This is a genomic window from Ruegeria sp. CDSA079 (genome assembly GCF_059612245.1).
Window position 1 is genome coordinate 35,376 of sequence record NZ_JBXWQF010000011.1, and the last position, 23,555, is coordinate 58,930.

Here is a 23,555-nt window from a genome sequence, read left to right on the forward strand (position 1 = left end):
CCTCACCCCCCCTGCATCGGCGCAACGACTTCGACCCGGTCGCCGTTGGTCAGTTTGTGCGCAATGCGCAGGCTGGACGGCACGAAGTCTTCGTTCACTGCAGTAGCGACACGGCCTGTGAACCCGCATTCGTCCAGCAGCTCGGCCAAATTTTGGGCGCGCACGTCGCGCGTCTCGCCGTTAAGCACGATCTTCATCGACCATCTCCGTATGTGTGTTGTCCAGCGCCAGATCCGCCACGCCCTGCGCCAACGCTGGGGCCAGAAGGTAGCCGTGCCGATAAAGCCCGTTGGCATAGATTGTCCGGCCCAAGCGACGGATGCGGGGCAAATTGTCGGGAAAGGCAGGGCGCAGATCGACGCCGATTTCCAATACTTCAGCCTCGCCAAAGGCCGGGTTCAGGGCATAAGCCGCGCTGAGCAGTTCCAGCATGGACCGGGCCGTGATGCGACTGCTGTCTTCGCTTTCGATCATGGTCGCGCCTAGCATGTAGACACCATCGCCCCGCGGCACGACGTAAAGCGGCATCCGGGGGTGCAATAGACGCACAGGACGCGTCAGTGTCACGTCGGGGCAGCGCACAACCAACATTTCACCCTTCACGCCCCGTAAATCATGAAGGTATTCGCGCGCGTGCAGACCGCGACAGTCGATTGCATTCTCAAGCTGCGCAGGGGCCAGTTTTCGGTGGAACTCCACCCCTTGCTCTTTCAACCCCCGGTACAGGTCCTGCAATGCCTGACGGGGATCAAGATGGGCTTCCCGATCAAAGAACAGACCCTTCCCAAATCCATGAAGATCAGGCTCTAATTCGGTAATTTTTGCCCGATCTACATCTGTAAACGCTTCAGTCCGGCGCGCAAACCTGCGCAAGTCTGGCAGGTCTCGGGCATTGGCTACAACCAGAGTACCGCGCCGCTGCACCTGTGTGCGGCTGGCCCACCAACCGATGGCCTGCTGACCCAGTCTCAGCACCGGCTCTTCAGCGTTTTCGTATTCGCACCAGGGGGCCAGCATTCCCCCGGCCCACCATGAACAACCATGCGGACCGGGCAAGCCGCCGGGATCAAACACCTGCACCTTCGCGCCGCGCGCTATCAGTTCGCTGGCGACGACCAGACCGGCAACCCCGGCTCCTATGACGGACCAAAGCGTCACTTGGACCAGACCTGATGGAAATGATGAACCGGACCATGCCCGGAACCCACGTTTAACTCATCCGCCCGCGTAATGGCGCCTTGCAGATATTCATGCGCTTGCGCAGACGCATCCTTCAATGGCATACCCTTGGCCAAACCCGCCGTGATCGAGGATGACAAAGTACAACCCGTGCCATGCGTGTTTTTGGTATTCCGGCGCGGGGCCCGAAACTCTGCCACGATACCCGTCGGATCGATCAGCAGATCATGACACACCTCGCCTGCGCCGTGGCCGCCTTTCATCAACACCGCGCGCGCACCCAAAGCGCAAAGGGCCTGCCCCTGCGCGGCCATCTCATCCGGAGTTTCAGCCTCTTGTGCATCCAACAGGCGGGCGGCTTCGGGCAGATTTGGCGTCAAAACCTCCGCCATAGGCAACAACACATCGCGCAATGTCTGAATTGCTTCTTGCGCCAGCAAGGCGTCACCTGACTTGGCGATCATTACCGGGTCCAAAACAACGGGTCCCTGAAAATCAGCCAACCCGTTGGCAACTGTTTGAATGATCTCTGGTGTCGCCAGCATACCGACCTTGACGGCTTTGACATCCAAATCGCTGAGCACCGCATAAATTTGCGCCTCGATCACATCCAAAGGAATGCCGTGCACCGCTGTGACGGCCTGCGTGTTCTGTGCTGTGACGACCGTGATCACGCTTGCGCCAAAGACACCAAGCGCTGACATGGCCTTCAGATCGGCCTGTATCCCGGCGCCGCCGCCGCTGTCAGATCCCGCTATGGTCAAGGCAATTGCTGCCATGTCGTCGCTCCATCTTCTTAGGGCAACGATGCAGGAAAACTGTCTGTATTCATAAGACCGTTCCCTACGCCGGAATTGCCCGGATCAGGTTCGATGGGTTAGCGCAGCCGCGCCTCTCAGCCCTTCAGAAAGGGCACCCCAACGGTTGAAGCGGACAATCTCAGCCACTGACGCCGAACGCAAGAGCCAATTGGACATTATTGGTCAGCAAACTGGCTATATCGCTGGGCAGGATTTATGGTCTGAATACCCGAACCGCAGGCGCGAAAACGAAAGAAGCGCGGCACCCCGACCGGGAAACCGCGCCTCATGATCTGTATTGATGAAATTAGACGCGTGTTGACGTCTGGTGCAATTCGATCAGCTTTTACCTTTCCAAGGTACCAGAACACGTTCAGCCCAGCGCATCAGCATGTCGATACCGAACCCTATGACACCGATCAGGATGATGCCCATAATCACGATGTCGGTGTTCTGGAATTTCGAGGCAACCATGATCATCATGCCGGCCCCTTTTTCAGCGGCGACCAGTTCAGCAGCCACAACCGTACCCCAGCACACGCCCATGGCAACCCGCGCACCGGTGAAGATTTCTGGCAACGAATTGGGGATGATCACATGGCGCATCACCTGCCACTTTGACGCCCCAAGGGAATACGCCGCGTGTACCTTCGAGATGTTCACGCCGGACACACCAGAACGGGCTGCGATCGCCATGATCCAGAGCGCCGCCAGGAACAGCAGGATGATCTTGCCACCCTCACCGATCCCCGCCCAGATAATCACCAGCGGGATCAGAGCCAATGGCGGAACCGGGCGCATGAATTCGACGATCGGGTCGAACCACCCACGGAACCAGTTGGACAGACCCATGGCATAGCCCAAGGGAATGCCCACAAGCGATCCCAACAGGAAGCCCACGATCACGCGGAACAGCGAATAGCCCAGATGCTCCCAAAGGGTGAAGTTCCGGAAGCCTTCGCTGGCAATTTCGCCCAACCGTTCGAAAACGTTTTCCGGTGCTGGCAGCCAGATCGGCTCCATCTGCCAGCCTTTGTCCGGGTCAATGTTGAGCGTGCCACGCTGCGACATGACCACACGGCCGAAATCGGTGTTCACAACACCACCCGGCTGAATCGGCTGGCCATTCACGGCAACAATCTTGGCCCCTTCGTCGCGACCGATCTCATCATTTCGGTCAAGACGGGCCAATTTGCTGCGATAGGCCTGCACCACGACCACGTCGTCCTTGGCAAAGCCATCGCCGGGCGCGACTTCGGGTTCGTCCACCGGTGCATCCGCAGGGTGCACGATCACCGTCACTGTGGCGTCATCGGTCTGCCCATCTGCCGTTTCAACCGTGTAAGTGAACGAGTCCTCTCCGACGTAAGGCCCGGGCGCGTGCAAGAAGGACGGCAACAAGACCGACCCGGTGAACGCACCCCAAAGCACGATGATGGCGACGATCGAGATAATTGACGCCTTACGATCCGAGACAACGGCGCTTTCATCGCCAAAAGTAACCGTTTTAAGAGACGTGAAATCATGGCGGTCTGTGCCGGCTGTCACCAGTTTGACCACGAAGAAGGCACCGATAAAAATCGCGATATAGATCAGAATGGGAATCATTGCGCTGCCTCCGTCCGACCCATGATTTCTTCTTCCATGTCCCAGATCATGCCCAGGATCTCTTCGCGGTTGATGGCAAATTCAGGGTGTTTTTTAACTTCTCGCAGGTCCTGGTCGACACCCATATCCGCAAAGGGCAGACGATATTCCTTGTGAATGCGCCCCGGTCTGGGGGCCATCACCAGCAAACGCTCGCCCAGCAGCAGCGCTTCTTCCACTGAGTGGGTGATCAGGATGATGGTCTTGCCAGTCTCTTTCCACAGTTTCAAAACCAGAGACTGCATTTTTTCACGGGTCAGCGCATCCAGCGCGCCCAGCGGTTCGTCCATCAGGATGACATCCGGGTCATTGGCCAGACACCGCGCCAGCGCCACGCGCTGCTGCATCCCGCCAGACAATTCGTAGATCGCCTTTTCCTTGAAGTCCTGAAGGCCCACGACCTCGAGCAGATGGTCGACCTCGGCAGCGTATTGCGCTTCCTTCTGGCCCTTCATTCGAGGACCAAAGCTTACGTTGTCCCGCACGCTCATCCATTCGAACAAGGCGCCCTTCTGAAACACCATACCGCGTTCGGCATCAGGGCCGGTGACCGTGTGGCCGTTCAACACGATCTGCCCTTCGGTCGGGGCCAGAAAACCCGCGACAATGTTCAGCAATGTGGTCTTGCCGCAACCCGAGGGGCCCAGCACGCTTAGCAACTCGCCTTCGTTCAGATGCAACGTGACGTCTTTCAACGCCTGCACCGCCGTTCCGTTGGGCAAGTCAAAACGCATGGAGATTTTTTCGATGGATAAACCTGTCATATCCCTCTCTCTATAGATGAGGGCGCCGCCACACGCAGGCAGCACGCCCGATTGCCGGGGAAAGATAGGCGGGCGCATGGAATTGCGCCACGCCGGACCTTGTTACTTGCCGTCGGCAATCGTCATCGGCTCGGTGTTGACCGAGTTGTCATAGCTGTCCAGCGCACCGTCGATGCTGCCGGCCTCGACAAACACATCGGCCACGCCTTTCATGAAGGTCTGCACGTTGCCGCCCAGCCATTTCGACGACAGCTGATCATCCATGCTGGGGAAGCCCATCGTCCCGATCGCGGCGCGCGCACCTTCAAGGTCCATACCGGATTCTTTGGCAACGACCTCAAGCATAGCGTCACCACCAGCACCCGAGTTCCAGCGCTCATTTGCATCTGCTGTCACTTGCAAGAACTGTGCGACCAGTTCCGGGTTTTCCGAGATAAAGCTTTCTGGGGCCGAGGTTACGTCGAACACCAGAATACCCAGCTCTTCTTTTTCTGCGCCGGTCAGCAACACGTTGCCGTGTTCTTTCATCCGGGACAGACCGCCGCCATATCCACAGGCGAAATCAACCGCGCCCTGGCTTAATGCAGCAGCGCCTTCAGGCGGGGCCATGTCGACAACTTCAAGGCCGGCCAGGTCGATGCCGAAATGATCCATCTGGCGCAGGAACCCATAATGCGCGGCGGTGCCCAGTGGCACAGCGACCTTTTTGCCTGCCAGTTCGCTGGCATTTTCCTTGTCGATCTCCAGCGCTTCCGACACAACACAGTTGTCGTTCTCAGAATACGTCACAGCGACATCGACCACTTGAATCGCCTGACCTGCTGATGCAGCAACAACAAATGGCGGGATACCTTGGCTGACCGCGATCTGCACGTCGCCCGAGGCCATGGCCGCGCTCATCGCCGTGCCGGTTTCAAAGCTTACCCAGTTTACTTTGAGGCCAAGCGCCTCGTCATAGGTTCCGTTGGCTTTGGCTTCCAACATGGGAAGGGGCCATTCCAGGAAGTATGCGACGGTTAATTCTTCCAGATCCTGCGCAAGCACCGCATGGCTTGTCAGCGCAAGCACACTGGTCGCTGCGAGAGTGGCGAATGTTTTCTTCATAGTATCCTCCGGTTGGGTCATTTTTTGTTTTCAGCGTAAGCCGCCGTATTACTGTAGAGGGAGCGTTGGGTGCATCTTGCGGTACAGTGCCGCCTGTTTTTTGTTGTTGCACGCCGCCTATCTTGAAGCCCTATACTCTATCGTTCTGCAGAACAGCTTTTCAGAATTGAAACATTAGAGAGTGCATATTCTTTCCGTCAACTGTTTATTGCTCAACCCTGCAAGAACGGTCACACAAAGACTTGAAACGAGTACAATCTCGTCGTAGTTCTGCAATGTAATAGCTTTAGGAGCAGACATGGCGAGACCAACAGACAGCTCTATCGTCGCAAAGTGCGCTAAGATCATGGATGTCCTGACCCATGCCAAAAGGCCAATGGTGTTTTCGGACATTGTCACACAGACCGGTTTCGTCAAAAGCTCGTGCCACCGTGTCTTGGCCGTTCTGCAAAGCGAAGGGCTGGTCGAATATGAAAGAACTGGCAGAACCTACAAACCCGGTTCGCGGTTTCAGGATTGGGCGCGTGCCGGGTTCCGCCATCCCGATCTTCAGCAAATTGTGGCCGAACCTGTAGACCGTCTGAGCGAAGCGACCGGTATGAACATCGCGTTGTCTGTGCTGGATGGGGATACCATTCTTTACTTGCGGACGTCTAACCACGTTGCCGTACGGTATGCCGCACGCCCGGGCGATCATGCCCCGCTGCACTGCACCGCTGCGGGTAAGGTTTTTCTTGCCTTTATGTCCGAAAATCAACGCCGTTCCGTGCTCGAGTCATCCGGGTTGGAAAAGTTCACCGAGTTCACCCGGACTAGCCTGCCAGAACTTGAAGCGGATCTGAATGTCGTTCGGAACCAGAGCTATGCAATTGTGGTAAAAGAGGAATTCCTACAGGTCATGGGCATGTCCGCCCCGATTTGGAATGAACAAGGCAAGGTGGCTGCCTGCCTTTCTGCCTGGACATTTACGGCAGAATACACGCCTGAGGAATTGCTTTCCCATCTCGACATGCTGAAACAAACCGCCGCTGAGATCTGCGCCCGGATCGGAGGCGAGGCCCCGGAAAACTTCGACTTGACGACCTGAGCAATACTATCGAATATTGGAATGACAGTTCTGATATACAAGAGTCTTATGCTCGCAACGCCGCCGCCCATAGCCACACGACCAAACTCGCTTTGGGCCGCCACTGCGCCGCAGAAACCCGAGAGCCCAGAGTTGTCCGGTGATCTACACACGGATGTGGCCATTCTGGGCGCGGGTTTCACCGGTCTGCGCGCGGCGCTGGCCTTGGCCGAAGCAGGCACGTCTGTTGTTGTGCTTGATGCCGGTGATGTGGGCTGGGGCGCTTCCGGACGCACCGGCGGGCAGGTCAATCCGATGCTGCCATTCAACTCGCCCGAGGATCTGCGCCGAATGCTGGGGCAGACTTACTTCGAGCGCTTGACCCAAACCTCGTTAAACTCGGCAGACGAGTTGTTTTCACTGATCGACACCTATCAGATCCCGTGTCAGGCGCGACAAAAAGGGTGGTTGCGGGTGCTGCACAATGACCGAGCTTTGCGTAAAGCCGAGGCTGATGTGAAAGCCTGGAATGACTTTGGCGCAGGAATGGAGGTTCTACGCGGCGACGATCTGAGAATCACTTCGGGCACAAACGCCTATTCCAGTGGTGTCGTGACCCCGCGCGGCGGTGCGGTGCAGCCGATGATGCTGGCGCGCGGCGTGGCAGGCGCCGCCCAACAGCGCGGCGTTTCGATTTTTGGAAACAGCGCTGTTACCTCGATGAACAAGGTCGGCGGGAAGTGGCAACTGCGCACAGATCAGGGTTCGGTCACGTCCGACACGGTGATCGTTGCAACCAATGGCTATACCGGACCACTGGTGCCGAAACTGCCCAACAGCATCCTGCCCCTGACACCGATCCAAATCGCAACAGACCCTTTGCCAGAAGATATCGTCGCTTCGATCTTGCCGCAGGGGCACACAATCTCGGACAGCCGACGTATCATCATGTATGCGCGGCGCGAGCCGGACAATCGGTTGGTCTACGGTGGGTTGGGTCGCGTGGATCGCGCGGGCAATCTGGGCGGCTTCGACTGGCTTCAACGGGACGCCGAACGCGTTTTCCCTCAGTTGAAAGGTGCCAACTGGTCCCATCGCTGGGGAGGGCGTATTGCGATCACCGACGATCACCTGCCTCACCTGCATGAACCGCAGCCGGGTCTTCTAGTCGGGCTTGGGTATAACGGGCGTGGCGTTGCAATGTCACATGTCATGGGTCGGGTGCTGGCAGAGCGTGCATTGGGGGCTGATCCAGGGTCTCTGACGTTTCCAACGACCCCCGTACGAGCCATGCCCTATCGCTCGTTCAAGATTGCAGGTTTAGGTTCGGCAATCTGGTCGATGCGCCTGATGGACTGGCTGGAAACCCGATAGCGCCGATTTTCATGAATCCACGCCATGAGGCTTGGGTGTTTTTTAAGAAGGCCAGAGCGAAAAAGAGGCGGCAAATGCCGCCTCAATCTTAGCTTTTCATTCCGTCCCAAAAGGATTTGACGGAAGAGAAAAAGCTCTTGGATTCCGGGTGGTTGTCTTCACCCAGATCGTCAAACTCGCGAAGCAACTCTTTCTGACGACTGGTCAGGTTGACCGGAGTTTCCACTGCCAGTTCGATGAACATGTCGCCAACGCCACCGCCGCGTAGCGCAGGCATGCCTTTGCTGCGCAAGCGCATTTGCCGACCCGACTGACTGCCTGCCGGAATCTGGACCCGGCCCCGCCCACCATCGATGGTCGGAACTTCGATCGACCCGCCCAGCGCGGCCTTGGCCATGCTGACCGGAACTCGGCAGTAAAGGTTGACGCTGTCGCGTTCGAACAGTTTGTGGTCGGATACTTCGACAAAGATATAAAGATCCCCCGGAGGGCCGCCACGCAATCCGGCCTCACCCTCGCCTGCCAGCCGAATCCGCGTGCCGGTTTCGACACCAGCCGGGATGTTGACCGACAAGGCGCGATCTTTTTCGACACGGCCTGATCCCTGGCAGGATTTGCAGGGGTTCTTGATGATCTGCCCCAGCCCTGAACAGGTCGGGCAAGTGCGTTCAACGGTGAAAAAACCCTGCTGCGCCCGCACCTTGCCCATGCCGGAACAGGTGGGACAGGTTGTGGGCTCAACACCACCTTCAGCCCCGATCCCGTCGCATGATGAACAGGCCACGGCCGTGGGTACGTTAATGGTTTTCTGCAGACCCGAGAACGCCTCTTCCAGCGTCACGCGCAGGTTATAGCGAAGGTCCGAACCTCGCGCGGCGCGACGACCGCCGCCACCGCGTTGACCGCCCATGAAATCGCCGAACAGATCATCGAAAACGTCCGAGAACGCGCTCGAGAAGTCGCCTTGTCCGCCAAAGCCACCACCGGGGCGACCACCGCCTCCCATGCCGTTTTCAAATGCGGCATGGCCAAAGCGATCATAAGCTGCCTTTTTTTCGGCATCGCGCAGCACGTCGTAGGCCTCATTGGCTTCCTTGAACTGCGCTTCGGCATCCGGGTTGTCCTTGTTGCGGTCAGGATGCAGCGCTTTGGCTTTCGTGCGAAAACCTTTCTTGATCTCATCCGCCGAAGCGCCCTTGGCCACACCCAGCACTTCGTAATAGTCGCGCTTTGACATCAGTATTTCCTTCTGCCTCAACGTAAATAGGCCGGCCCGGCATCCGGACCGGCCCAAACTGGCCCGGTTACCCGTTACTTACGCTTGTCGTCGTCCAGATCTTCGAACTCGGCGTCGACAATGTCATCGTCCGCTGGTGCTGCATCTGCAGCCGCAGGCTCATCTTCGCCTTCTTCGGCTTGCGCCTTATAGATGGCTTCGCCCAGCTTCATGGCTGCTTCGGTGACGTTCTGGATACCCGACTTGATCTTGTCGGCATTCTCGGTTTCCAGCTCGTCCTTCAGTGCGGCGATCGCCAGCTCGATGGCTTCGATAGTGGTCGGATCGACTTTGTCGGCATGCTCTTCCATCGACTTTTCGGTCGAGTGGATGAGGCTTTCCGCCTGGTTCTTCGCCTCGATCAGCTCGCGGCGTTCCTTGTCGGCTTCCGCGTTCTCTTCGGCGTCCTTGACCATCTTGTCGATATCCTCGTCGGACAGACCGCCAGATGCCTGGATGGTGATCTTCTGCTCTTTGCCTGTGCCTTTGTCCTTGGCCGAAACCGAGACAATGCCGTTGGCGTCGATGTCAAAAGTCACCTCGATCTGAGGCATGCCGCGTGGCGCGGGCGGGATATCTTCAAGGTTAAACTGACCCAGGATCTTGTTGTCCGCAGCCATTTCGCGTTCACCTTGGAAACAGCGGATGGTCACCGCGTTCTGGTTGTCCTCGGCGGTCGAGAAGACCTGAGACTTCTTGGTCGGGATCGTGGTGTTGCGGTCGATCAGACGGGTGAACACGCCACCCAGGGTTTCGATACCCAAGCTGAGCGGGGTCACGTCCAGCAGAACCACGTCTTTGACGTCGCCCTGCAGAACACCAGCCTGAATGGCGGCGCCCATTGCAACCACTTCGTCCGGGTTCACACCCTTGTGTGGTTCCTTGCCGAAGAACTTGGTAACCTCTTCGATCACTTTCGGCATTCGGGTCATACCACCGACCAGAACAACCTCATCAATGTCGGCAGCCGACAGACCGGCGTCTTTCAGAGCGGCCTGGCAAGGCTTCATCGACTTCTTGATCAAGTCGCCAACCAGCGATTCCAGCTTGGCACGGGTCAGTTTCATGACCATGTGCAGCGGCTGACCGTTCGAGCCCATCGAGATGAACGGCTGATTGATTTCGGTCTGCGAGGTTGAGGACAGTTCGATTTTGGCTTTTTCAGCGGCTTCTTTCAGACGCTGCAGGGCCATCTTGTCAGCAGACAGATCGACACCGTGTTCCTTTTTGAACTCGTCCGCCAGGTAGTTGACGATGCGCATGTCAAAGTCTTCACCACCCAGGAAGGTGTCACCGTTGGTCGATTTGACCTCGAACAGGCCGTCGTCGATTTCCAGGATGGTCACGTCGAACGTACCGCCACCAAGGTCATAAACCGCGATGGTTTGGGTTTCTTCCTTGTCCAGACCATAGGCCAGAGCGGCCGCTGTCGGTTCGTTGATGATCCGCAGCACTTCCAGACCGGCGATCTTGCCTGCGTCTTTGGTGGCCTGACGCTGAGCGTCGTTGAAGTAGGCCGGAACGGTGATAACCGCCTGCGTGACTTCCTCACCCAAATAGCTTTCGGCGGTTTCCTTCATCTTACCCAGAGTGAAGGCCGAGATCTGGCTTGGGGAGTACTTTTCACCACGGGCTTCCACCCATGCGTCGCCATTGCCGCCATTGACGATGGCGTACGGCACCATTTTCTTGTCTTTTTCGACTTCGGCATCATCCACGCGACGACCAATCAGACGTTTGACGCCAAAGATCGTGTTGTCGGGGTTGGTGACCGCCTGACGTTTTGCAGGCTGACCGACCAGACGCTCATCTTCGGTGAAGGCGACGATCGAGGGCGTGGTCCGCGCCCCTTCGGCGTTTTCGATGACCTTCGGCTGCGAGCCGTCCATGATGGCCACACAAGAGTTTGTGGTACCGAGGTCAATCCCGATTACTTTTCCCATTTTTGCAATCCCTTTCTCTTCAAGGCGATGTCCCGAGGACCGGACCCGTTACGGCATCCCGCCCCCGATCTGTTGTGCGCGACAGCACTACCATCGCGCGTCCCGGCGTATATAAGGGCGAGACCAAGGGCCTGCAAGCACCGTAAAAGGCAGGTTTTCGGGAATCTGTGGCCTTTTTTGGCAAGGATTTGGAAAGGATTGGGGTTTCCGGAATGGCGCGGCTGGTTTTGCGGGGGTTCGATATCAGAAAAGCCTATCTGGATCCTGCCGCTCAGACGCAGGTCATCGCTGATTTGCGACCGATTCTAAAAGCCGCGCCCCTGTTTCGCCCCGTTACGCCCTCGGGCAAAGAGATGTCGGTGCGGATGACCTCAGCCGGGGCCTTGGGTTGGGTGACTGACAAGGCGGGCTATCGCTATCAGGATCAGCATCCCAAGGGCGGCATCTGGCCCGGCATTCCCAAAAGTATTCTGGATATCTGGCGTGATTTGGTCAGCGCCGAACGTGAACCGGATTGCTGTTTAATCAATTACTATGGTGAAGGCGCAAAGATGGGGCTTCATCAGGACAAAGACGAGGCCGATTTTTCCTGGCCCGTTTTGTCAGTTTCTCTGGGCGACGACGCCCTGTTCCGCATTGGCAACACGACCCGTGGCGGCAAGACCGAGTCAATCTGGCTAGGCTCGGGTGATGTGGTGGTCATGGGTGGACCAGCGCGGTTGGCGTATCACGGGGTAGATCGGATCAGGTTCGGATCTTCTCGGCTGCTGCCCAAAGGCGGACGGATCAACCTTACATTGCGGGTCGCGCGTTAACGGCGGGTGTTCCAGCTTTGTGAAACGTGCTGGCGTGTAAAGAACTCACCCATCAGGCCGATCATCAACAAGGCAATCCCAACCCAGAGCGCGTATTCCCAGCTGGAATTGCGCGGGAAATAATTCTGGAAAATGAAACCGCGACATTGGTCGATGATATGAAATAGCGGATTCCACGCAAACATCATCAGCAACCCGCCACCCAGTGTATTAGCAACAAACATTTTGCCGGAAAACACCATGTTCAGACGACGATAGATATTGGTGAGCATTCCGACCGTTGTCGGAAACCACGGTTTCAGTGCCATAAACACCAATCCCACAGCACACCCGGTAAACCAGGCCAGCAAAATCATTGCAAAAGCACCGCCAGGATCCTGAATCTCAATCGGTGCGATTGCGACGCTGTAGAAAAAAAGGATGATGAACATGGCCAGCATTTGCTTGTACAGCGTACTGAATGCTGACGACAGGATCGTGACCATCACGTTCATCGGCGAATGCAGCATCATTGGATTATTCGCCGTCCCGACCCCTGAAATCGCGCCGATGGATTGGATATGCATCATGAAAGGAAAAACTCCCGACAGGACGTAGAGTAGAAATTCGCCTCTGATCTTGGGAACACCGCCTCGACCCATCAAAGTCATAAGCAGGTAAAACGTAGTGCCCATAACCACCAGTTGCATAACGTTGATCAGGATGGCCATCACCGCATTGGGATGTTGCGCACGCACATTTCGCACCGAAGCGTGGAACACCAGCTCAGCCGTTGTAAAGGCGCCGCCCAGCAGTGATTGATTGCGCTTGAAGTAATACACTCGAAGGTCTTTCCAGCCGCGTCGCCTTTAATCTGCCACGAATATCTTGCCGTTCCGTAACCGCCGCATCATAAGTCGGTGATGAGTTTGGATCAACAAACCACAGGAACGGAGCATTTTTGTGACCTACGACGCGCTTATTCCCGTCATTCGGCGGCTGGCCCTGGAGGCGGGCGACAAGATCATGGAGATCTATGAGGCGGATGATTTCGACGTCAAAGTCAAATCCGACTCTAGCCCTGTGACCGAAGCGGACGAGGCTGCTGACGCTTTGATTTCCGCCGGGTTGCGCGCAGCCTTCCCGGATATCCTTCTGGTCACTGAAGAACAGGCCGCCTCGCATTCGGAAAAAGGCGATACCTTCCTGATTGTTGATCCGTTGGACGGCACCAAGGAATTCATCAACCGTCGCGGCGACTTCACCGTCAACATCGCGCTGGTCGAGAACGGAGTACCGACCCGGGGCGTGGTCTATGCACCAGCACGCGGGCGCATGTTCTATACGCAATCGGATGGTCAGTCAGTCGAGGAAACAGGGGCGTTTGACAAGGCAACGCCCGGGACTTTGACCGGAATATCAGTCTCTAAACCGGACAATTCGGCGCTTTTTGTTGTGGCTTCGAAATCCCATCGGGATCAGGCCACCGAGGACTACATCAACAAGTATCAGGTGAAAGACAGCAAAAGCGCGGGGTCCTCGCTCAAGTTCTGCCTGGTGGCTACGGGTGAGGCGGACATTTATCCCCGCGTTGGGCGCACGATGGAATGGGATACGGCGGCAGGCCATGCGGTGCTTGCCGGGGCGGGCGGAAAGGTGGTGCGTTTTGACGACCACTCGCCGCTGACTTATGGCAAAGAAGGCTATGCCAACCCGTTTTTTATCGCTTACGCTCCGGGTGTTGAACTGAAGGAAGCCTGATGTCTGTTCTGATCGCCATCCCTGCCCGCTATGCCTCGACCCGTTATCCGGGCAAACCACTGGTGCCGCTATCGGGTGCCACAGGTGCTGCAATGACGCTGATCGAACGGTCCTGGCGCGCGGCCAAGTCTGTTTCGGGTGTTGACCGGGTGGTCGTTGCAACGGATGACGATCGTATCCGCGAGGTCTCGGAAGGGTTTGGGGCCGAAGTGGTCATGACCTCGGAAAGCTGCCAGAACGGCACCGAACGCTGCGCCGAAGCGCATGAAGTTCTGGGTGGTGGTCATGACATCGTGGTCAACCTGCAAGGCGACGCGCCGCTGACGCCACGCTGGTTTGTCGAAGACCTGATCGCCGGCCTGCGCGCCGCGCCAGATGCCGGTGTTGCCACGCCCGTGCTGCGCTGCGACGGGGACGCGCTGAACAGTCTGCTGAACGATCGCAAAAATGGGCGCGTTGGCGGTACAACTGCAGTGTTCGGGCGCGACCACAGCGCGATGTATTTCTCGAAAGAGGTCGTGCCTTTTACGTCCGAGACTTATGCAGGCGGCGAACCGACCCCGGTGTTTCATCACGTGGGCGTATATGCTTACCGACCCGATGCGCTTGCCGCATATCCAGGCTGGCCCACCGGCCCGCTGGAGCAGCTGGAGGGTCTGGAACAGCTTCGGTTCATGGAAAACGGGCGCAAGGTTCTGTGCGTCGAGGTCGCGGCCAAGGGCCGCCAGTTCTGGGAATTGAACAACCCGCAGGACGTGCCAAAGATCGAAGAGATGATGGCGGCGATGGGGCTGGAGTAACCGATTTTCCCCATGACATCCGGCGGTCCCCATATCTTATGTAAAGGTAACTCGGCTCCAAAGGGCGCATCATGACAACTATCCTTGTGACCGGTGGTGCCGGGTATATTGGCTCGCACGCCTGTAAGGCGCTGGCGAAGGCGGGTTATGTTCCGGTGACGTATGACAATCTGGTCACGGGCTGGCAGGATGCAGTGAAATACGGCCCTTTTGAACAGGGCGACCTGCTGGACCGGGCGCGTCTTGACGAGGTGTTTGCCAAACACCAACCAGCGGCGGTGATTCATTTTGCTGCCCTAAGCCAGGTGGGTGACGCGATGCGCCAGCCCGGAGTGTACTGGTCAAACAATGTTACGGGTTCACTGAACTTGATCGAAGCTGCAGTCGCAGCCGGGTGTCTGGACTTTGTGTTTTCATCCACATGCGCCACCTACGGCGAGCATGACAACGTGGTTCTGGATGAATCCACCGCGCAGCTTCCGTTGAATGCATATGGCGCCTCAAAGCGCGCAATCGAAGACATCCTGAAGGATTTCGAAGCGGCCCATGGCCTGCGCAATGTCATTTTCCGCTATTTCAACGTTGCCGGGGCGGATCCCGAGGGGGAAGTGGGTGAATTTCACCGCCCCGAGACTCACCTGATCCCTCTGATGCTGGACGCGATTGATGGCAAACGGGATGGTTTGACCGTCTTTGGCACCGACTACGACACCCCCGACGGAACATGTATCCGCGACTATGTACACGTCTGCGATCTGGTGGACGCGCATGTTCTGGGGCTGGACTGGTTGGAACAGGGCAAGGAAAGTCGCGTCTTCAATCTGGGTACCGGATCCGGATTTTCCGTGCTTGAGGTCATCGAACAATCCAAATCCGTCACCAATCGACCGGTACCGTATTCTATCGGACCGCGTCGCGCCGGGGATTGCACAAAGCTGGTCTCAGGTTCTGTACGTGCTGAAACGGAACTTGGATGGTCGCCCAAAAGATCAACGTTAGAGACGATGATCGCGGATGCCTGGCGCTGGCATCAGAACGGGCATTACGAGAAATGAGTCGCCGGTGACCTCCGGCACAGTGCATAACCTGCCGCGGATCAGTTGGCGGCAAAAGTATCAGCTGTGCTGGAAACGTCGACGGCTGCTGTGGCGGTCCTTGCGCAGTCGGCACCAATTGACCTGCCTGAAGGATCAGACAGGCGAGATCCGCGCTGGTGGAGTGCTGTGCTTTACAACATTGCGCAACGAGATCACTCGCCTGTCCTGGTTCTTTCACCACTACCGCCAGTTGGGCGTAGGTCATTTCCTTTTCGTGGATAACGGCAGCGATGACGGCTCGGCAGAATATTTGTTGGACCAACCGGATGTGTCTGTCTGGCAAACCTATTCCAGCTATCGGGGATCACGATTTGGCCTGGATTGGCTGACCTGGCTTCAGATGCGGTATGGGCACAATCACTGGTGCCTGATGGTCGATGCGGATGAACTGCTGGTCTATTCCCAGTGCGATACCCACTCCCTGCAGGACCTGACGCATTGGCTGGACCAGCAAGGGCGGGTTGGTTTTGGCGCGTTGATGCTGGACCTCTACCCCAAAGGTCCGCTGGGCCATGAGGCCTATGACTCCAATACCGACCCGACGGAGTTGTTATGTTGGTTCGACGCAGGGCCACATCGCGCAGAGCGACAAAGCCCGATGGGCAATCTGTGGGTTCAAGGCGGTGCAAGGGAACGCATGTTCTTCGCCCAAACGCGGCAACGATCCCCCACGCTGAACAAGATCCCGCTTATGCGCTGGTCGCGGCGGTATGCCTATGTAAACTCTTGCCATTCCGCCCTGCCGCGTCACCTGAACGCAACTTATGACGGACCGGGCGGCTCGGCCCCTTCGGGGGTTTTGCTGCACACGAAGTTCCTGCCGGAGATTGTCGAAAAATCCAAATCCGAAAAGCAACGACACCAGCATTTTCACGACCCGAACCAATTCGGGGCGTACTATGACGGGATAATTAATAAACCGGACATGTGGACCCCACAATCGGTGCGATACGCTGATTGGACACAGTTGCAGCAAATGGGGCTGATGACAGGCGGGGATTGGGTGCTGTCATGAAAACACGACAATCAACGGCCCGTTTACCCTTTCCAGAATTTAAAGAAGTTGCCTCAGAAGATGCATAGGTGCCATAAACCGATAATGCTTTGTCGTGCCAGCGGTCATGACGGGGTCGGGGAAAGCTCGCGTTATAAAAAGGGTTGGGCAGTCACGTGAGCCTGTTTGAGTCCTACAAGATGAGATTGCGGCGCAAGCGCCGTATTCTGCGTTGCCTCAGACGAAGACGTGAACTCAAACCTGCCAGTAACAATACATCAGCAATCCGCAGCGACGACATCTTGTTGATGAGTGTTATCCGAAACGAAAAAATCCGCCTGCCATTCTTTTTGGAATATTACCGCAAACTGGGCATCAACCACTTTTTGTTCATCGACAACAACAGCGATGACGGAAGCTTCGAGTTCCTGAAAGAACAGGTCGACGTGTCAGTCTGGCGGACGACCACCAGTTACAAACGCGCGGGCTATGGTCTGGACTGGTCAAACTACATTCTGCGCAAATACGCGCACGGGCATTGGGTTCTGACCGTCGACCCGGATGAGTTCTTCATCTATCCATTTTGCGATACCCGTCCGGTCCGTGCGTTGACGGATTGGCTGGATGGCAGCGCCGTGCGCAGCTTTGGAACCATGCTGATCGACATGTACCCCGAAGGCCCGGTGGATGCGGAACCCTACCACGAGGGGCAGGATCCGTTCGAAATCGCGCGTTGGTTCGATCCCGGAAATTACATGATCACCAAAAACCCGGATTATAAGAACCTGTGGATTCAGGGCGGCCCAAGGGCGCGAGTGTTTTTCAGCGAAAACCCCTCCAAGGCTCCAGCGTTGAACAAGATTCCGTTGGTGAAATGGGATCGGCGCTATGTCTATATCAGCTCGACCCATTCGCTTTTGCCGCGGGGGCTGAACCAGGTGTATGACGAATGGGGTGGGGAAAAGGCCAGCGGGTCACTGCTTCATGCCAAATTGATAAACACCCTTGGCGACAAGGCGCGCGAGGAACTGAAGCGCGGTCAGCATTATCGCGGGTCGGATGAATACAAAGCCTATGCTGCCCGGCTTGAGGACAAACCCGTTTTCTGGTGCGAATGGTCCGAGGCGTACATCAATTGGCGGCAGCTTGAGATTCTGGGCCTGATGTCCAAGGGGAATTGGGCATGAGCGGTCTGGGCATCGTCATGCTGGTCCATACATCACTGGATCGGGCCGAGCAGGTCGCGCGCCACTGGACGGCTGCAGGATGCCCGGTCGTGATCCACGTAGATCGCAAAGTACCCGATGGTCTATACACACGCTTTGTCGCCTCCTGCTCGAATGATCCCAGCATCGTTTTTTCCGAACGTCACAGGTGCGATTGGGGCGGGTGGGGCATTGTTGCTGCCTCGCAAAGCGCATCCGAGATGATGTTGGAACAATTCCCTGAGGTGCGGCACGTGTTTTTGTCCTCGGGGGCGTGCTTACCGCTGCGCCCGGTTCAGGAATTGATAGCATACCTGGCCGACCGGCCCCGCGTGGACTTCATCGAAAGCGCGACGACATCGGACGTCAACTGGACCATTGGCGGGCTGGACCATGAACGCTTTACCCTGCGCTTCCCGTTTTCGTGGCGAAAACAACGCAAGCTGTTTGACACCTATGTCAGGATTCAGCGAGCGTTGGGATACCGCAGGAATATCCCCGACGGATTGGTACCTCATATGGGTAGCCAATGGTGGTGCCTGACCCGCCAAACGCTGTCTGCCATTCTTCAAGATCCCAAGCGCAAACAGTACGACAAGTATTTCCGCCATGTTTGGATACCCGACGAAAGCTATTTCCAAACACTTTCTCGGCAATACTCCACACATATCGAAAGCCGTTCCCTGACCCTGTCCAAGTTCGACTATCAGGGCCGCCCTCACATTTTTTACGACGACCACCTGCAATTGCTACGACGCTCGGACTGCTTTGTAGCGCGCAAGATCTGGCCCCAGGCCGAACGGTTGTATCAGGCATTCCTGACCGACCAGAGCGGCGCCATGAAACCGGCCGAGCCCAATCCGGGTAAGATAGATCGCATCTTCTCGAAAGCGGTCGAACGGCGGACACGCGGGCGCGACGGGCTTTATATGCAAAGCCGCTTTCCGAGGCACGGCAGCGAAAATGGCCTGACATCTTCGCCCTATTCCGTCTTTCAGGGCTTTTCCGAGCTGTTTGACGATTTTGAATCCTGGCTGGCGACCATCACAGGCACAAGGGTCCACGGGCACTTGTTCGAACCCCAACACGCCGAGTTTGCGCAGGGCGAACCCATAACCAACGGGGCTCTCAGCGATTCTGCATCGTTGCGGGATTATAATCCCACAGCTTTCCTGTCGAACTTGGTCTGGAATACGCGGGGGGAACGACAGTGTTTTCAGTTCGGCCCAAGAGACACGCAAGAGATCAACTGGTTCCTGGCGCGCGACAAGAACGCCCAGATCTCGGTCATCACCGGAGCGTGGGCGATTCCGCTGTTCCGCTCGAATCTCAACTTCTCGGATATCCGATGCGAAGCGGCACGGCTGCAGCAGATCGAAACCAAGCAGCTTGAGGTTTTGACCTCGGTCTGGACCAAGGCAAGAGTGCGCAACTGGACGTTGGCGGATTTCATTGAATCGCCGATGGATCCCTTGCAGTCCATCCTTGATGAAATCGGAGTGAATCAGACCAGCCATCTGACCGAAGTGCCCACTATGGGTGATTTGTCTGGTTTCGGTAAGTTCCTACAAAACCTCAAGAATCAGGGTATGCATCCATACCTCATGGGGGACTTCCCCGTGGATGATGTGTTTGGCCCTCAGACAAGACCATTCCGCAAACCTTATCTGGTGCAGTGACGGCCCATGTCAGCCAACTTTGATTATTTCGTTGTATTGGCGGCCATGCGCACAGGGTCGAACCTGCTGGAAGCAAATCTCAATGCGCTGGACGGCGTGACCTGCCATGGCGAAGCGTTTAACCCGCATTTTGCGGGCAATCTGAAATCCGATAGCCTGCTGGGCCTGTCTCTGGAAGACCGGGATGCCGACCCGTTGAAATTGCTGAAAGCCATTCGCTCTGCCCCCGGTGACATCAACGGATTCCGATATTTCGTAGAACACGACCCGCGGGTTCTAAAGCCGGTATTGAATGACCCTCGCTGCGCCAAGATCATCCTTACACGCAACCCGCTGGACAGTTACCTGTCGTTAAAAATCGCGCGGGCCACGCAGCAATGGCTGCTGAAGAACGTCAAACGGCGTGTCGATGCTGTGGTTGACTTTGATGCACAGGAGTTTTCGGACTATCTGGATCAGGTCCAAGGCCACCAGCACATGCTTCGGCGGCATCTTCAAAAGACTGGCCAAACCGCTTTTTTCGTCACCTATGACGACCTGACCGAATTGGACGTCCTAAACGGCCTGGCTACATGGCTGAGGGTCGAAGCGCGTTTGACCAAGCTGGATGACACGCTGAAGCCGCAAAACCCGGCGCCAGCCGTGTCAAAGGTCACCAATCCTGACGACATGACGCGCGCTTTGGCAGATATCGATCAGTTTGGGCTACATCGTTCATATGGCTTCGAACCACAGCGCGGGGCCGCCGTACCGCAATACATCGCAGCGCCAAAGTCCCCCCTGATGTATCTACCTATTCGTAGCGGTTTAGAGCCTGTTATCGGCCAATGGCTGGCCGATCTGGATGGCTGCGTGGTTGACGACCTGATCACCGATCGGAATCGCAAACAAATCCGCGCCTGGTTAAAGGATTACCCCGGCCATCGAAAATTCACCGTCCTGCGCCACCCGTTGGCACGAGCACATACGGCCTTTTGCCAGCACATCCTGAGCACAGGGCCGGGCAGCTATAAAATGGTGCGCAACTATCTGCGTAACCGGCTCAAAATACCGATTCCTGGGCAAGTGCGGGATAACAATTATTCCATCGAGCAACACAGGGACGCGTTTTTGGCCTTCCTGAGCTTCCTGCGCCTCAACCTCAATGGTCAAACGCCAATCCGCGTCGACGGGACGTGGTGCAGCCAATCGCGGGTGTTGGACGGTATTGCCAGTTTCCTAATGCCTGACCTGATCCTCCGAGAAGAAGAGATGGCGGCGGCACTTCCTGCACTGGCGCATGAGATTGGGCATTCGCACCCACCTGCGCCTGGCCCATGCGCGCCCGACGTGCCGTTTACGTTGGACCAGATCTATGACGCGGAACTTGAGGCGCTGGCAGCAGAGGCCTACCAGCGCGACTATGAAGTGTTTGGATTTGCTGCCTGGACGCCAGTGCCGCCTAGGGACGCAAAGTGATCAGCGTACCTTTGTTGACCATCGAATAAATCTCCTCGATCTCGTCATTCTTGACCGCGATGCATCCTGCCGTCCAATCCGGTGTTTTCCGCGCGCGCTTGAGTTCTGACCGAAGATTCGGCTGGCCGTGGATGAAAATATCTCCGCCCGGGTTAACCCCTTCTGCCTTGGCTTGAGCGACATCCTGAGAGTTGGGGTAGGAAATGCCCAGCGACAGATGATAGCGACTGCGAGGATTCCTGCGGTCGATCAGATAGCTGCCCTCGGGCGTGCGACCATCCCCTTTTTTGGTCTTTGTACCTTGTGGCGCAAATCCCAAATCCACATCATATTCTCGCAAAATCTGCCCATGATGCAGCAGATAGAGTTTGCGGGCACCCTTGTTGACCACCAACGAGGTCACCTCGGGCCCATTATAACTTAGAAATCTTGGGCTGGCTGAGGCACAAGCCGAAAGGCTCAGCGTTGCCATCGCCCCCAATCCGAATGCTCGACGATCCATGTTTCACTGCCTGCTCTGTTTTTTGGAATCAATATGCCAAAAACATCAAGAAACGGAAATCACTTTTTGCTGTTCATCTGCTCGGTCAGGCGGCGCTCGATGCTTTCCAGCCGTTCCAGCACTTCGTCGCGATAGGCGTCGGTCTTGACTTCATCCTCGGCATGGTGGGCATCCTGCATCGAGTTCACGATCAGACCCACCAACAGGTTCACCACGGCAAAGGTCGTGACCATGATAAAAGGCACAAAGAATAGCCATGCGTAGGGAAAAACCTCCATTACAGGGCGGACAATGCCCATGGACCAGCTTTCCAACGTCATGATCTGGAACAAGGTATAAGCCGACAGGCCCAGATCACCGAACCAAGTCGGAAACGAGCCTGAGAACAGTTTGGTCGAGATTACGGCGCCAATATAGAACAGGATCGCCATCAGCAGGAAGACACTGGCCATCCCCGGCAGAGCCGAAATAAATCCTTCGACCACGCGACGCAGGCGGGGCGCCACGGAAATCACGCGCAATACCCGCAGAATCCGAAGGGCACGCAGCACGGACAAGCCTCCGGCGCTGGGGATTAGGGCGATCCCCACGATCAGGAAATCAAAGATATTCCAGCCGTTCGTGAAAAATCTGCGCCCGGTGGCGATCAGCTTCATCGTGATTTCGGCCACGAAGATCGCAAGACACAGCTTGTCCAGCGCCACAATCACTGGACCAGCTATTTCCATCAGGGTCGGCGACGTCTCCATTCCCAGAAGGATCGCATTGAAGATGATGACGGCCGTTATAAACCGCCCAAACACGGGCGCTTCGACAATGTTCAGCAAGCGCTGTTTGACACCCATGTGTCGCAATCTCCTGTCTGATCAAGATGCGGTGTTCTGGACAAACCGCGCTGCAAGTTCCGTATGTGACGACCACCGAAATTGGTCAACGACCTGTACCCATTCAAGGGTGTAGCCTGCGTTAACAAGGTTTTTCGCATCCCGCGCAAATGTCACTGGGTTGCACGAGACATACGCAATGGCAGGGCGCTTGGCTTGAGCAAGTTCCTCCACCTGTGCGTCGGCCCCGGCACGAGGCGGATCCAACACGATCGCGTCAAATGTCTTTAGCTCGTCGGGCATCAACGGACGGCGGAACAGGTCCCGGGCCTCGGTTGTCACGCGTTTCAGGCCCTGCGTCTTGCGCCAACCGTGATCCAGCGCCTGAACCATGGCAGCCTCGCCTTCCACCGCATGAACTTCGGCGGCTTGGGCCAGAGGAAGCGAAAATGTACCGCTACCCGCAAACAGGTCGACGACTCGCTTGGCACCTTCAGTTGCCTCCAAAACTGCTTGTAATAGAGCCTGTTCTCCGTCCTTCGTCGCCTGCAAGAACGCACCGGGCGGCGGCGTGACTTCAACTGTTCCAAAGCACTGAAGCGGCGCCTGCCGCATGGCGATCACTTCATCATCCCAGCTCAACCGCGCCAAACCGTGCTTCTCGGTCGCTTGAGCCAGTGCCAGTTCCAGCGGCCCGTCCAAGGGTTTGCCACCTTTGACGGCGACGTCCAGCCCACCTTCGGACAATGTGAGCGTGACGGCCAATACGCCCTTACGGCTTCCACCCAGAACGGCCAGCGCCTCTGCCACTGGAATGGCCGAGATCAGCGCCGGGTCCAACAACCGGCAGTCGGGGATTTCCGTGATCGTGTCCGAGGCGCGACCATGAAATCCGGCCAATGTGCCCTTTTTCGTACGCCTTACCGCAATCGTTGCGCGTCGACGCGACTGTTCGGGGGACGTGTGTATCGGGCGCATGGGCGCATCCAGACCCTGCGCCGCCAAGGCGTTGCGAACGATTTCAAGCTTCCAATCAGCAACAAAGGCGTCAGACGCGTGCTGTAACTGACATCCTCCGCAGGCTTTGTAATGGCGGCACCGGGCTTTGACCCGGTCTTCAGACGGCGTTTCCACCCGTATGTCGGTCAGCACTTGGCCTGTCAGAGTACCACTAACGACTTCGCCGGGAAGCGTGCGCGGTACATAGACGGGACCATCGGCAATGCCGTCGCCCTGATGGCCAAGCCGTGTGATTGTGAATTGCTGCGTCATGGAGTGCCTGATAGCC

At 56.9% G+C, this 23,555-nt stretch carries 22 protein-coding genes and 1 riboswitch; of the genes, 10 read left to right on the forward strand and 12 right to left on the reverse strand.

Going from position 1 to position 23,555, the window contains the following annotated elements; translation table 11 throughout:
* Positions 1-2 precede the first annotated feature (2 nt).
* The 6 genes from thiS to AC2FJZ_RS13125 form a co-directional block, all read right to left on the reverse strand.
* The gene (gene thiS / locus AC2FJZ_RS13100) at positions 3-197 is read right to left on the reverse strand and encodes a sulfur carrier protein ThiS (RefSeq protein ID WP_050604597.1); all 195 of its coding nucleotides are present in this window, start codon (positions 195-197) and stop codon (positions 3-5) included.
* A complete protein-coding gene (locus AC2FJZ_RS13105; protein ID WP_496778049.1) occupies positions 181-1,158 on the reverse strand; it encodes an FAD-dependent oxidoreductase in 978 nt (325 codons plus the stop codon). The genes thiS and AC2FJZ_RS13105 overlap by 17 nt, the downstream gene beginning before the upstream one ends.
* Complete coding sequence (gene thiD, locus AC2FJZ_RS13110) at positions 1,155-1,958, reverse strand: bifunctional hydroxymethylpyrimidine kinase/phosphomethylpyrimidine kinase (protein WP_496778051.1); 804 nt, start codon at positions 1,956-1,958, stop codon at positions 1,155-1,157. Before thiD ends, AC2FJZ_RS13105 begins: the two co-directional genes overlap by 4 nt.
* A gap of 44 nt (positions 1,959-2,002) precedes the next feature.
* Positions 2,003-2,109, reverse strand: a riboswitch (TPP riboswitch).
* Positions 2,110-2,318: 209 nt separating this feature from the next.
* A complete protein-coding gene (locus AC2FJZ_RS13115) occupies positions 2,319-3,587 on the reverse strand; it encodes an ABC transporter permease subunit (protein ID WP_050604600.1) in 1,269 nt (422 codons plus the stop codon).
* Positions 3,584-4,390 carry a taurine ABC transporter ATP-binding protein gene (locus AC2FJZ_RS13120; RefSeq protein ID WP_050604601.1) on the reverse strand — a complete coding sequence of 269 codons (807 nt, stop codon included), beginning with the start codon at positions 4,388-4,390 and terminating at the stop codon, positions 3,584-3,586. The genes AC2FJZ_RS13115 and AC2FJZ_RS13120 overlap by 4 nt, the downstream gene beginning before the upstream one ends.
* Before the next feature lie 102 nt (positions 4,391-4,492).
* A complete protein-coding gene (locus AC2FJZ_RS13125; RefSeq protein WP_050604696.1) occupies positions 4,493-5,494 on the reverse strand; it encodes a taurine ABC transporter substrate-binding protein in 1,002 nt (333 codons plus the stop codon).
* Positions 5,495-5,792: 298 nt separating this feature from the next.
* On the opposite strand from AC2FJZ_RS13125, the gene AC2FJZ_RS13130 reads away from it, so the two are divergent.
* Both AC2FJZ_RS13130 and AC2FJZ_RS13135 read left to right on the forward strand, forming a co-directional pair.
* Positions 5,793-6,581, forward strand: coding sequence for an IclR family transcriptional regulator (locus tag AC2FJZ_RS13130; protein WP_496778053.1), 789 nt, complete (start codon positions 5,793-5,795; stop codon positions 6,579-6,581).
* 21 nt (positions 6,582-6,602) lie between these two features.
* Positions 6,603-7,934, forward strand: a complete 1,332-nt coding sequence (locus AC2FJZ_RS13135) for an NAD(P)/FAD-dependent oxidoreductase (RefSeq protein ID WP_496778054.1) — start codon at positions 6,603-6,605, stop codon at positions 7,932-7,934.
* An 88-nt stretch (positions 7,935-8,022) separates the two neighbouring features.
* On the opposite strand, the gene dnaJ is transcribed toward AC2FJZ_RS13135, so the two are convergent.
* Together dnaJ and dnaK are read right to left on the reverse strand one after the other, a co-directional pair.
* A complete protein-coding gene (dnaJ, locus tag AC2FJZ_RS13140; RefSeq protein WP_496778056.1) occupies positions 8,023-9,171 on the reverse strand; it encodes a molecular chaperone DnaJ in 1,149 nt (382 codons plus the stop codon).
* 74 nt (positions 9,172-9,245) lie between these two features.
* Entirely contained in the window at positions 9,246-11,153 is a 1,908-nt protein-coding gene (gene dnaK, locus AC2FJZ_RS13145) for a molecular chaperone DnaK (protein ID WP_050604605.1), read from the reverse strand.
* Between the two features lie 212 nt (positions 11,154-11,365).
* On the opposite strand from dnaK, the gene AC2FJZ_RS13150 reads away from it, so the two are divergent.
* Complete coding sequence (locus AC2FJZ_RS13150; RefSeq protein ID WP_496670186.1) at positions 11,366-11,968, forward strand: alpha-ketoglutarate-dependent dioxygenase AlkB family protein; 603 nt, start codon at positions 11,366-11,368, stop codon at positions 11,966-11,968.
* Here AC2FJZ_RS13150 and AC2FJZ_RS13155 read toward each other — a convergent pair.
* Positions 11,965-12,789, reverse strand: a complete 825-nt coding sequence (locus AC2FJZ_RS13155; RefSeq protein WP_496778058.1) for an ABC transporter permease — start codon at positions 12,787-12,789, stop codon at positions 11,965-11,967. The two genes, AC2FJZ_RS13150 and AC2FJZ_RS13155, sit on opposite strands and share 4 nt — an antisense overlap.
* 121 nt (positions 12,790-12,910) lie before the next feature.
* On the opposite strand from AC2FJZ_RS13155, the gene cysQ reads away from it, so the two are divergent.
* From cysQ to AC2FJZ_RS13190, 7 genes are all read left to right on the forward strand, one after another.
* Positions 12,911-13,708: a 3'(2'),5'-bisphosphate nucleotidase CysQ gene (gene cysQ, locus AC2FJZ_RS13160; RefSeq protein WP_496778060.1), complete on the forward strand. Its 798-nt coding sequence runs from the start codon at positions 12,911-12,913 to the stop codon at positions 13,706-13,708.
* Entirely contained in the window at positions 13,708-14,508 is an 801-nt protein-coding gene (locus AC2FJZ_RS13165; RefSeq protein WP_496670189.1) for a 3-deoxy-manno-octulosonate cytidylyltransferase, read from the forward strand. The genes cysQ and AC2FJZ_RS13165 overlap by 1 nt, the downstream gene beginning before the upstream one ends.
* A 71-nt stretch (positions 14,509-14,579) precedes the next feature.
* Positions 14,580-15,563: a UDP-glucose 4-epimerase GalE gene (gene galE, locus AC2FJZ_RS13170; RefSeq protein ID WP_496670190.1), complete on the forward strand. Its 984-nt coding sequence runs from the start codon at positions 14,580-14,582 to the stop codon at positions 15,561-15,563.
* Positions 15,564-15,570: 7 nt separating this feature from the next.
* Complete coding sequence (locus tag AC2FJZ_RS13175) at positions 15,571-16,620, forward strand: glycosyltransferase family 2 protein (protein ID WP_496778062.1); 1,050 nt, start codon at positions 15,571-15,573, stop codon at positions 16,618-16,620.
* A 179-nt stretch (positions 16,621-16,799) separates the two neighbouring features.
* The gene (locus AC2FJZ_RS13180) at positions 16,800-17,786 is read left to right on the forward strand and encodes a glycosyltransferase family 2 protein (RefSeq protein ID WP_496778192.1); all 987 of its coding nucleotides are present in this window, start codon (positions 16,800-16,802) and stop codon (positions 17,784-17,786) included.
* Complete coding sequence (locus AC2FJZ_RS13185) at positions 17,783-19,483, forward strand: DUF5927 domain-containing protein (RefSeq protein WP_496778064.1); 1,701 nt, start codon at positions 17,783-17,785, stop codon at positions 19,481-19,483. The genes AC2FJZ_RS13180 and AC2FJZ_RS13185 overlap by 4 nt, the downstream gene beginning before the upstream one ends.
* 6 nt (positions 19,484-19,489) lie before the next feature.
* A complete protein-coding gene (locus AC2FJZ_RS13190) occupies positions 19,490-20,941 on the forward strand; it encodes a nodulation protein NodH (protein ID WP_496778066.1) in 1,452 nt (483 codons plus the stop codon).
* On the opposite strand, the gene AC2FJZ_RS13195 is transcribed toward AC2FJZ_RS13190, so the two are convergent.
* From AC2FJZ_RS13195 to AC2FJZ_RS13205, 3 genes are read right to left on the reverse strand one after another with little or no spacing between them, the layout of a single operon-like run.
* Complete coding sequence (locus tag AC2FJZ_RS13195; RefSeq protein ID WP_496778068.1) at positions 20,925-21,443, reverse strand: L,D-transpeptidase family protein; 519 nt, start codon at positions 21,441-21,443, stop codon at positions 20,925-20,927. The two genes, AC2FJZ_RS13190 and AC2FJZ_RS13195, sit on opposite strands and share 17 nt — an antisense overlap.
* 59 nt (positions 21,444-21,502) lie before the next feature.
* On the reverse strand, positions 21,503-22,288 hold the full coding sequence (locus tag AC2FJZ_RS13200) for an ion transporter (RefSeq protein WP_050604614.1): 786 nt from the start codon (positions 22,286-22,288) through the stop codon (positions 21,503-21,505).
* A gap of 21 nt (positions 22,289-22,309) precedes the next feature.
* Positions 22,310-23,539, reverse strand: a complete 1,230-nt coding sequence (locus AC2FJZ_RS13205) for a class I SAM-dependent RNA methyltransferase (protein WP_496670195.1) — start codon at positions 23,537-23,539, stop codon at positions 22,310-22,312.
* Positions 23,540-23,555 lie beyond the last annotated feature (16 nt).